The 9,313-nt window shown below is 63.2% G+C and carries 14 protein-coding genes; 4 read left to right on the top strand and 10 right to left on the bottom strand.

The window, feature by feature from the left end:
• Positions 1-92: 92 nt before the first annotated feature.
• Entirely contained in the window at positions 93-656 is a 564-nt protein-coding gene (locus tag IVB31_RS19475) for a type 1 glutamine amidotransferase domain-containing protein (RefSeq protein WP_247325271.1), read from the bottom strand.
• Between the two features lie 241 nt (positions 657-897).
• Here IVB31_RS19475 and IVB31_RS19470 point away from each other — a divergent pair, with 241 nt between their 5' ends.
• Positions 898-1,923, top strand: a complete 1,026-nt coding sequence (locus tag IVB31_RS19470) for a hypothetical protein (protein ID WP_247325269.1) — start codon at positions 898-900, stop codon at positions 1,921-1,923.
• Between the two features lie 55 nt (positions 1,924-1,978).
• On the opposite strand, the gene IVB31_RS19465 is transcribed toward IVB31_RS19470, so the two are convergent.
• From IVB31_RS19465 to IVB31_RS19445, 5 genes are all read right to left on the bottom strand, one after another.
• Positions 1,979-2,197, bottom strand: a complete 219-nt coding sequence (locus IVB31_RS19465) for a hypothetical protein (RefSeq protein ID WP_247325266.1) — start codon at positions 2,195-2,197, stop codon at positions 1,979-1,981.
• 82 nt (positions 2,198-2,279) lie between these two features.
• Positions 2,280-2,585, bottom strand: coding sequence for a GlsB/YeaQ/YmgE family stress response membrane protein (locus IVB31_RS19460; protein WP_247325264.1), 306 nt, complete (start codon positions 2,583-2,585; stop codon positions 2,280-2,282).
• On the bottom strand, positions 2,582-2,779 hold the full coding sequence (locus IVB31_RS19455) for a hypothetical protein (RefSeq protein WP_247325261.1): 198 nt from the start codon (positions 2,777-2,779) through the stop codon (positions 2,582-2,584). The genes IVB31_RS19460 and IVB31_RS19455 overlap by 4 nt, the downstream gene beginning before the upstream one ends.
• A 398-nt stretch (positions 2,780-3,177) precedes the next feature.
• Positions 3,178-3,483: a hypothetical protein gene (locus IVB31_RS19450; RefSeq protein ID WP_247325599.1), complete on the bottom strand. Its 306-nt coding sequence runs from the start codon at positions 3,481-3,483 to the stop codon at positions 3,178-3,180.
• A 164-nt stretch (positions 3,484-3,647) separates the two neighbouring features.
• The gene (locus tag IVB31_RS19445; protein ID WP_247325260.1) at positions 3,648-4,667 is read right to left on the bottom strand and encodes an acyl-CoA desaturase; all 1,020 of its coding nucleotides are present in this window, start codon (positions 4,665-4,667) and stop codon (positions 3,648-3,650) included.
• 216 nt (positions 4,668-4,883) lie between these two features.
• On the opposite strand from IVB31_RS19445, the gene IVB31_RS19440 reads away from it, so the two are divergent.
• A complete protein-coding gene (locus IVB31_RS19440; RefSeq protein ID WP_247325253.1) occupies positions 4,884-5,678 on the top strand; it encodes a transglycosylase SLT domain-containing protein in 795 nt (264 codons plus the stop codon).
• Positions 5,679-5,794: 116 nt separating this feature from the next.
• Here IVB31_RS19440 and IVB31_RS19435 read toward each other — a convergent pair whose 3' ends face one another.
• From IVB31_RS19435 to IVB31_RS19420, 4 genes are all read right to left on the bottom strand, one after another.
• A complete protein-coding gene (locus tag IVB31_RS19435; RefSeq protein ID WP_247325252.1) occupies positions 5,795-6,070 on the bottom strand; it encodes a hypothetical protein in 276 nt (91 codons plus the stop codon).
• Positions 6,071-6,148: 78 nt separating this feature from the next.
• Positions 6,149-6,475, bottom strand: coding sequence for a (2Fe-2S) ferredoxin domain-containing protein (locus IVB31_RS19430; protein ID WP_247325251.1), 327 nt, complete (start codon positions 6,473-6,475; stop codon positions 6,149-6,151).
• A gap of 88 nt (positions 6,476-6,563) precedes the next feature.
• A complete protein-coding gene (locus IVB31_RS19425; RefSeq protein ID WP_247325250.1) occupies positions 6,564-7,220 on the bottom strand; it encodes a cell envelope biogenesis protein TolA in 657 nt (218 codons plus the stop codon).
• A gap of 301 nt (positions 7,221-7,521) precedes the next feature.
• Positions 7,522-8,058, bottom strand: coding sequence for a helix-turn-helix domain-containing protein (locus IVB31_RS19420; RefSeq protein ID WP_247325249.1), 537 nt, complete (start codon positions 8,056-8,058; stop codon positions 7,522-7,524).
• 199 nt (positions 8,059-8,257) lie between these two features.
• Between IVB31_RS19420 and IVB31_RS19415 the strand changes: the two genes are divergently transcribed.
• Both IVB31_RS19415 and IVB31_RS19410 read left to right on the top strand, forming a co-directional pair.
• A complete protein-coding gene (locus tag IVB31_RS19415; RefSeq protein ID WP_247325248.1) occupies positions 8,258-8,608 on the top strand; it encodes a zinc ribbon domain-containing protein YjdM in 351 nt (116 codons plus the stop codon).
• Positions 8,609-9,118: 510 nt separating this feature from the next.
• Positions 9,119-9,304 carry a hypothetical protein gene (locus IVB31_RS19410; RefSeq protein ID WP_247325244.1) on the top strand — a complete coding sequence of 62 codons (186 nt, stop codon included), beginning with the start codon at positions 9,119-9,121 and terminating at the stop codon, positions 9,302-9,304.
• Positions 9,305-9,313 lie beyond the last annotated feature (9 nt).

Genomic DNA, 9,313 nt, shown 5'->3' with positions numbered 1-9,313 from the left:
CTAACCCACCCTACGAGCCAATTTCATTCGATAGCGCCACGTGAACGGGGGGCGGGTGGCATTGCCACGCGCACCGTCACTGTAACCGCCCCTTACGCCGCGTTGCTGCGCTGGGTGTGGCGGCCTTCCTTCACCTCTTCGATGATCTTGGCGTTGAAGGCCTTGAGGTCACCCGGGTTGCGCGAGGTGATGATGCCCTGGTCGACGACGACCTCGGAATCCTCCCACTTCGCCCCGGCATTGGCGATGTCGGTCTTGATCGATTTGTAGGAGGTCATCCTGCGGCCCTTCGCGATGCCGGTTTCGACCAGCAGCCAGGGCGCATGGCAGACCGCGGCAACGACCTTCTTGGCATCGAAGATGCTCTTGATGAAGGCCAGCGCCTTGGGCTCGACGCGCAGGAGATCAGGGTTGATCTGGCCGACGGGCAACACCAGCGCGTCATAATCGCCGGCCTTGGCCTGATCGAGGGTCTTGTCGACCTTGACGGGGCGGCCCCAGTCCTTCTCGTCCCAGCCCTTGATCTCGCCGGGCTGCAGCGAAATGATCTCGACGGTCGCTCCGGCCGCCTTGAGGGTATCACGCGGCACTTCGAGCTCCGATTGCTCGAAGCCGTTGGTCGCAAGAATCGCAATCTTTTTCCCGGACAGTTCCATCCGTGTCTCCGTTGATCGTGGGGTGATGCTCATCAATCGAATGATTTTGCATTTGGTTCCCCACGCCAACATTACGGATCAAGCGCCTCGAACCCACAGTTCGACGTCAGTCTCGCTCGACCCGTCCCTGCCATAATTTCTCCTTCGCCCGCGCGTTGTGTTGAACCAATGTGAGGCCTATCCTTCCGACGATCGGACTGCCGCACTCCCATTCACGCCCGACCGGATCGAGAGCGCATCGGTGCCCGAAGCGAACGACCCCAAACCTGATCACCAGAAGCCTGATGACCAGAAGCCTGATGCCCCCAAGCCGGACGCGGGGCGTGCGGATGGCGGCCTGGCGCGGGCCCTTGACCAGATCAAGAGCGCTGAGCAAGACCTCGCGCGGCTGGACCGGCTGGTTTCCGGAATGGAACGCGGCGGCGAAAAACCACGGCCCTCGCAAGCAAGCGCCGCTGCGGAGGCAGCCAAGGCTCTCCAGGACACGCCACCCGAGCAAAAGACCCTCAACGCCGCGTCGCCGCCGCCGGATAACAGGGTTCGCGACCAAGGCCTGAAGGGAAATCGACCCATGCTGCGCGCCTTGGTTGGTCTCGTGCTGGCGATCGGCGTTCTCGGTGTCGCCTTCGCTTCGCACTATCGTGACGAGGCCAGGTCTATGAGCAGGTCGATCATGGCGCGATGGGCTCCGCCGGCCGCCAGCCCGCCTCCGCAAGCGTCCGCGGTAAAAAATCCGGCGCAACCGCAGGCCGTGCAACTGGCTGCCGCGGATGAGCCCGGCACGGTGCCCGCGCCGCCCATCGCCAGGGACACGGAGAGCGCTGCAGGGTTTGACGCTTCAAGACCCGACGCGGCAAGAACTGGCGCCACGCCGCCTGACCCGTCGTCATCGGATCTCGCGCAATCGCTCAAGACCATCACCAGCGAGCTTGCGAGCATCAACGGAAAGCTTGAGCAACTGAAAAGCCGCAACGAGCAGACGCTGCGCGAGCAGGCCGACACCATTCAACAGCTCAAGGCGGCGCAGGAGAAGGATGCGGCGGACAATGCGCGCCTCGCCGCACAGGTCCAGGCGCTGCAAACGCAACTGACGGCTTCATCCGCAGCCGCACCCGCGAAACCCGCCGCGCGCAGCGTCATCAACAACGATGCCGCTGCGCCTGCACGGCCGCACGCGATCGCGCCTCGGCGACCCCGGCCGTCGCGAGGGCCCTGGATGCCCCCACCCTATATGGGCGATCGCTACTACGGCGATCCGGATTGGTGAGCCCGCAGGGCAATGCGACCACGTCTGCGCCAGCACGCAAGCTCGCGGACCGGCATCAATCACGCGGCGAGATCTGGAGCTCCATCAACGCCATGCGCTCCAGGACAGCGGGGTTTCGCTCGCCCTCCTTCGCTGTGCGAAGGATTGTTTCCGCGATCGACCTGACATGCGCAGAGCTGACCGGAGCCGGCAGCGACGCGACCGCCGTGTCCAGCGCAGTTTTCATGATGCCGATGGTTTCAGGCGAAAACGACGCATTCGAAAAGTCTAGCATATTGGATCCGATCCGGAGGTCATCGCGAGCACATGTGTTGCCGGCGTCTCACCGGCGCCTGATGCCGCTGCGTGAGCATTAGTCACCAGCGCCGGCCCCAGCTGCCGCGCCAACTGCTTCCCCATCCACCGCCACCGCGGACCAGCCGGACGACGAGAAGCAGCAGGACCGCGCCTATGGTCGCGTTGACGATCGCGCTGATCATGCCGCTGCCAAGATGCACGCCGAGCTGTGGCAACAACCAGCTGCCGACAAACGCGCCCAGCATTCCGATAATGATATCGCCGACGATCCCAAATCCGGTGCCGCGAACGATCTGGCCCGCCAGCCAGCCGGCGACGAGACCGACAAACACGATGACCAAAAGGCTTTCGCTGGACATCCTCATTTTGTGACCTCAATCGCCTGGTTCGAATGGCCGCTGATCTGCGCAATCCGGTCGAGCAGGGCCGTCAGATGTCGCGGTAATGGCTCGTGCTCGCCCCTAAGCTCGATTCGCAGGCGGTCTGCTATTTCATTGCAAATCGCCAGGCTGGAGCCGCGGTCGATCTGCATGGCATTGCGAACATCGGGGCTGTTCATGAAGGTTTCCGGTTGATACGCACGGAGGACGCTTCGCGCCGGGCCGCTCTCACGAGGCGACTGCGGTCTCAACTCAGGCGAGGATCGGAGGTTCGATCTCGCTACGCTAGGGGGATCGATGACTCAACGGCTGCAATGTGTACGGGTTCCCCTGAGCGCAACTTAAATTTGAAATTCGATCGCGCTCAGCCGGTGCGGGATGGAAGGCTCGGTCGTCACCGACTTTCTTGTTTTCACAGCTTCTGGGCGTCGAGGCATATTTTTGCAGCTAAACCGGAAATAGAACGGGACTGCCGCCGTCAGGGAAGGACGGCTCGATGCGATCTGCACAATCTGGGCTCAAACGCACGAAGGCCGCGGGTTTCGCCGCGGCCTTCGGAAAGCTGTGGTTGTTTAGCTCAGTAGCGGTCTGTGCCGATGCCAACGCTCACGCCGGGAGCACGGATGCCGATGCCGCCACGTTCCTCATAGCCGCGGCGCTCAATGTAGCGCTCGCGAGGAGCGTAACCATAGGACTCGCGAACGATGACGCGTCGGTCGGCGTGCTCGCGCCAGCAACGGCCGTCTTCGTTGCAGACCATGCGAACGTTCTGGATGTCGCTGTTCGAACGGATGGATTGATCGGCAATGAGGGGCGAAGCCGTGGCTGCGGTCGCGAGGAGCGCACTTGCAGCTACTGCGAAAGAGATTGCTATCTTGTTCATAATGTTCTCCGGACGGAATGTGTCGATGATGCAACGGCCGGTCCGCTGCATTGTTCCCTCTCCGGAAAACTTAATGGCACGCGGTTCAAGCATTAGGGACCGGGTCTGCCCCAAGCTGCGCTGGTCCCGGATTGCGCGACGCTCAATCCGGCTACAGACACCCATCAAACCATCGCTTCGTTATCTGCCACTGGACGCTGTCCGCCGTCCGGATCTCCAGAGCGAAGCGTCCGGCTTCCGGCCGAGAAAATGTCGTGCACCAGCCCGATTTTCCCCAGCCCCAGAATAATCAGGCCATTGATGTCGATCTCGTACCAGGCGTGCGACAGGTAGGCGTCGCGCGGAAACCGGTGATGGTTGTTGTGCAGCCCTTCACCGAAGGTGAGGATCGTGGTCACCAGCTCGTTGGTGGTGCCGTCAGGGGTCTCGAAGCGGCGGTAGCCGTAGTGACCCTCGCTGTGGCAGACCGAATTGACCAGCGAGGTCGCCATCGTCATGAGGTAGCTGCGGAACAGGCCCGAGAACAACACGCAGCCGATCATGCTGTGCACGCCGCCGAACGCGTAGCCGATCGCGCCAGGAATGATCACTGCCGACAGCGCGTACCAGTACCAGCGAGTCCTGGTGAAAAACATGGCGATCGGGTCGGCCAGAATATCCCTGGCGTAGTATTCGCCATCGGTGGTGGCCCGGTCCCACACCCAGCCGCCTTGCGCATGCGACATCCCCTTGAGGAAGCTGGCAATGCGGTTGCCGTCGCCGTCATAGTAGGGGCTGTGGACATCGCCGGGCTTGTCGGAGTGAAGATGGTGCCGGCGATGGTTGCTCACCCATTTCAGGATCGAGCCCTGCACCGCCAGCGTGGCGATCGCGGCGAGAAGCGTCCGCATCACCGGACCGCAGCGAAAGCTGCGGTGCACGAAGTAGCGATGCATGAAGCCGATCCCGATCGTGGTCAGCAGGAACATGCCTGCGAAGACCGCAACCTCCACCCGACCGATGCCTTGCCAAAACGCCCAGACCAGCGCGGCGATCGAGCCTCCGACCATGAAGCCGAAGGCGATATAGGAATCGAGAAACTTGGCATCCACCACCGGACCTTCGAGAAGCACGCCCGGCGGCATTTTCCGGTTCGTGTTCCGGTTTGTGCCTTCACGCGACACCACGCCCTCAACTACCGTCATTCCAGTCGATCCATTCACGGAAAATTAACTCTACTGCGGCGCACCGTACAGCCAAGGGTTGTTTCCATCAAGGAGCGGAGTGTCCGGGAGAACACGGAACCGGGACCTGACGAGACGCAATCAGAGAAAAATGAAGCGAGATTTCAACAGCTGGGCGATCGCGTTAACCAAGTCCACAGCCTGCGCAATGCACTCCACACCGCCGATGCCGAGAACGTGCCGAGAAAAACCAAAAGCCTTCTCCCTCGCCTGCCGCGCAGCGTCCGCCGGAGCGCCCGGTGGGCGCGAAAGAATTTCGCGCGAGCACCGCGGATGGTTCGCATCACAGTCGGCGTGGCGGTGCTGCTTGCCGCCATCGCGCTTGTGAACATCGTCTATCAAATCATCCGCAAGCCGACCGAGCTGTTCGTGTTTGTCGGCAGCGCCCTCGACAAGGATCCAGCGGAAACCTGGCGGCAATACGGTTCGCTGTTCCGCAAGCACTCCACCGCGACGATCACGCCCGAATTGCTGGCCGCGCTGGCGCAGGTCGAGAGTTCAGGCAATCCGGTGGCGCGCACCTATTGGCGCTGGCGATGGAGCTTCAATCCCCTCGCGATCTACCGGCCCGCCTCGAGCGCCGTCGGCCTCTACCAGATGCTCGACGCGGCCTACGCCGATGCCGCCCCGTTCTGTATCCGCGGCAACGCGGTCACGGTGTCAGGCTGCGGGTCCACCAGCTTTTATATCCGCGCGATCCCGAGCCACGCCATCGAGCTGACGTCGGTGTATCTGGATCGCAATGTCGCTGACGTTCTCACCCGCGCCGACGAGGTGAGGCCAAGCCGCGAACAGAAGCAGGATCTCGCCGCCTTCATCCATCTCTGCGGCGCAGGTCCCGCCACGGCTTACGCGCGTCGCAAGTTTCAGATGATGGCCAGCGAGCGCTGCGGCGATCACCTCGTCGCGGCCTATATCGCCAAGGTCAACGCGATGAAGCGGCAGTTTTTGCGGCTCGCGGCGGATCCGTAGGGTGGGTTAGCGCAGCGTAACCCACCTCTGCTGCTGCCGCGGAAATAGAGCGTGGTGGGTTACGCCGCGCGAATTGCGCTTTGCGCAGCCGCGGGGCTAACCCACCCTACAAACCGTCACCACCAATAGGGCCAGCGCCAGCCCTCGTAGCGGACATACGACGACACCAAAGGCGGGCCGTAGGGATCGACCCGGTCGTCTTCAGGGCGATAGCGATAGCGTGGAACAATATTGTAATCCCACGGCGTCGGCCTGAGCACGGGGACATCCACCCTCAGCCGTTGTTCATCCACCACTCGAGCCTTCCGCGTCCGGGCTTCGGCATCCGATATCCCGAGATTGCACAGCACCAGGGTGGTTCCGAGCGCACACGCGACAGTCATGATCTTCATGCGTTGGTCTCCTTGTCCCCAGAGTGCAAAAGGACGCAAAGCAAGGCAAGAGTTATTCGGCGCAGCGCAGACCGACCGTCATGCGCCCGGGTTGCCATCCAACAGCGCGAGCGCCCGCGGCACCTGATCGCGGTCCGCAACCAGCACATATTCCTGCCGCGCCAGGCTGGCGCCGCTCGCGATCACGATCGACTGTTTTGGGCAAAGGCCGAAGCATCCCGTCACGATCAGCTTGGCCGGCTTGGTGCCGTCGCGCTTGCTCGCCTTCAGTTCGGATTTCAGCGCACGCCTGACGTCGCGGCCCTCGTCGCTGCGCTTGAGGCATTTGCGGCACACCAGGACCGGCGCCGCGCGACGCGGGCGCACGATCATCGGGCTTTTGGAATTCGAGGGATTTTCAGGCATGGCTGACCTATATGGACTTCACTCCATATAGGCACGGAACCGCATTCTCGCCGCTGAGGACGACGACCCGGCACGCATGGCCGGGCATTTACTCCCGCGCGCGACGCACAGCCTCCGCCAGCTTCATCCGCTGCTTGTCCCACCGGTTCTGCTCCGCCTCGGCGCGTTCGTCGAGCGCGGCGCGCTCCGCTTCGATCGCCTCCGCCCGGGCGTCGTGCTGCCGTCTTGCATCGTCCAGCGCCGCCTGCGCGTTCGCGACCGCCTTGTCGCGGCGCGCGCGCTCCTTGGCGCGAGCGGCCTCCTCCTTGCGGCGCTCGGCTTCACGCCGCTTCTCTTCCTTCTCGAACGCCGCGGCCGCCTTGCGCGCCTGTTGATCGTCGATCTTGCGGGGCGGTTGCTTTGCCGCCTTTGCCGGATGCTTTTGCGGCTTGGACTTTACTTTGGACTTGGCTCTGGACTTTTTTGGCTTCGCCTCGTCGTCCGCGAGATCGGTCGGCAACTCGGAATGTTCGGTGAACGCCCCGTCCGATCCGACCGGACGCCGGAGCACCACGCCCGGCTTCTCCATTGTCGCCGCGACGATGGCGGGGTCGTCGGTCTCCTTCGCGACGCCCTGATGGAACAGATTGGAGCTGGCGCCCCAGGCCTCCAGCGCCGCCTTCATCGAGGGTGCGGCGATCGCCTGGTCGTAGAAGCCGAGCGAGGTCTGGTAGGTCTTCAGTTTTCTTTTTGGTGTCTTCGGCATGTCGCTCCGCAGCTGGCGAGCCACCAGCTTCCTGCGGCGCCATCATGCCATACTGGCCCTGTTTTGCCCGACGAGTCAAATTCGATTCGGTATCGCCGAAGTCGCTGCGCGACGCCTAGGCCTTTAGCCCGGATGGAGCTAAAGCATAATCCGGGTCGGTGTTCGCGGCGGGATTCCCGGATTACGCTTCGCTCGGCCCGCCGCTGGCGATTTTTCGGATTTCCAACACACTGAAATCCCTCGGGATTTCTACTGTGCATGGGGTTGTTTTCAACGTTTTTGTTTTGAGGCCCCCCTCCGCCTACGCCGCGTCGACGTCCTCAGGCGCCGGCCCCGTGACGAGCCCGTCGAGACTGACCATCAAGAGATCGGCGATGTGCATGAGCTGATACAGCGGAATGTCCGCCTCGCCGTTCTCGGCCAGCGACACGAAGGCGGGCGTGGCACCGATGTGCTCGGCGAGCTGGGCTTCGGTGTAGCCGCGGGTCTCGCGCGCGGCTTTGACGCGGGCACCGATCCCGAGCCTGTGCCGGGACTGCTCGTCCGCGGTCATCATGACGGCCTGCTCGTCCGGGCCCGCATAACCATCGGCGAACGCGCTGCCGATCAGCCTGCCCTTGCGCCAGGCGACCCGGCAGTCCTTGCGCAGGCCGCTGCTGAAGACCAGCGTGAATTGCTCCGCGACCCATAGCGACGAATTGAGGCTCAGCCGGGCGCCGGTGCCGGAGACATCACGGATCGTGCAGGGCGCGCTGATGATCTTGCCGGTGCCGTTGTCGAACTCGACAATGGCGGTCCGCAACGTGTGATGTCTGACTGCGGCGCGATGCTCGCTCATGACCGGGACGCTCCTCCTGCGGCGGCGCCGAACGGACGCCGCCGGTAAACCCGGACCTCAATACCGCAGAATTTTTCCTGAATTCCTAAGGTTCCCGCGCTTCAACCCCGACCCGACACCATGGTAAAGGATTTGCTCCCAATCCATCTTTTCCGGCGGAAGGCGTGCGGCGCGCCCGTGACGGGTGACGAGGCAAACCATGACCGACGCGATGACATGCCCAAAGTGCAATTCCGAGCACGCCTACCAGGATCGCGGCCTCTGGGTCTGCCCGGAATGCAGCCATGAATGGAGCGGCACGGCGGAGGCGGCCGCGGACGCCGCGCAGGACGCCAGCGTGCGCGATGCCAACGGCAATGTGCTCGCCGACGGCGACAGCGTCATCGTGATCAAGGACCTCAAGGTCAAGGGCTCCTCCTCCGTCGTCAAAGGCGGCACCAAGGTCCGCAACATCCGCCTGCAGGAGGCCAGCGACGGCCACGACATCGCCTGCAAGATCGACGGCATCGGCGCGATGAATCTGAAATCGGAGTTCGTGCGGAAGGCGTAGCCGGTCCCGCAGCCGCCATCGTCGGCCAACCATGCGCCAACGCATCGGGCCGACCAACAAGGCGATGCGTCGGGCCTGAACTTTTCGGGAGGTCGGCCGTTCTCTGTGTCAACAGAGGATGGTGATAAATGGTGTTCGATCTGCGGATCCTCGCGGTCTCGGCGAGTCTCGTTCTGGCTTCAATCGCGGTTGCGGCGGCCGACAATCTTCACGAGCAGCCGTCGCCGGCTGTCGCAAGCACGAGCGGCTCCGCCGGTGAGGCGCGCCCCATTCGCGTTGTTCTCCCCGCGCCCTGGGAACCCGCTTCGACCTCGCCCCGCTCAGCGACCACTCCGCAAAAATAATCCACCCCCCCCGGGCCCTGGCCAGCGGCCTGTCCCAGTGCCTAAAAGTAGACATACGTTAATGCGCCGGACCGGTATTGGTAGCTTTCGTACGTACCAGTTCAGGGAGGCCGCTCTGCGAGGACCGCCAACAAAGGACGCGACCGGGGCGAATCCGACGGATGACATGTTCGACAATCTGAGCGATCAGGGCGTTTTGCGATTGTACGAAAACATCCGGCACCAGGTCGCGGCCGACAAGGCCCTCGGCGGCAGGTATCGGCTGCTCGGCAAATCCGCCAGCGAACGCGCCGAGCGCCTCAGGCAGGAGCTGACCTGCCGCGGGGTCAAGTTCATCGCAATCGATTGGTAGGCGGCTTCC

The sequence above is a fragment of the Bradyrhizobium sp. 21 genome (genome assembly GCF_023073335.1).
Lineage (GTDB): Bacteria > Pseudomonadota > Alphaproteobacteria > Rhizobiales > Xanthobacteraceae > Bradyrhizobium.
Note: the sequence above shows the minus strand (reverse complement) of the source record. Positions and strands in the feature narration are given on the sequence as shown.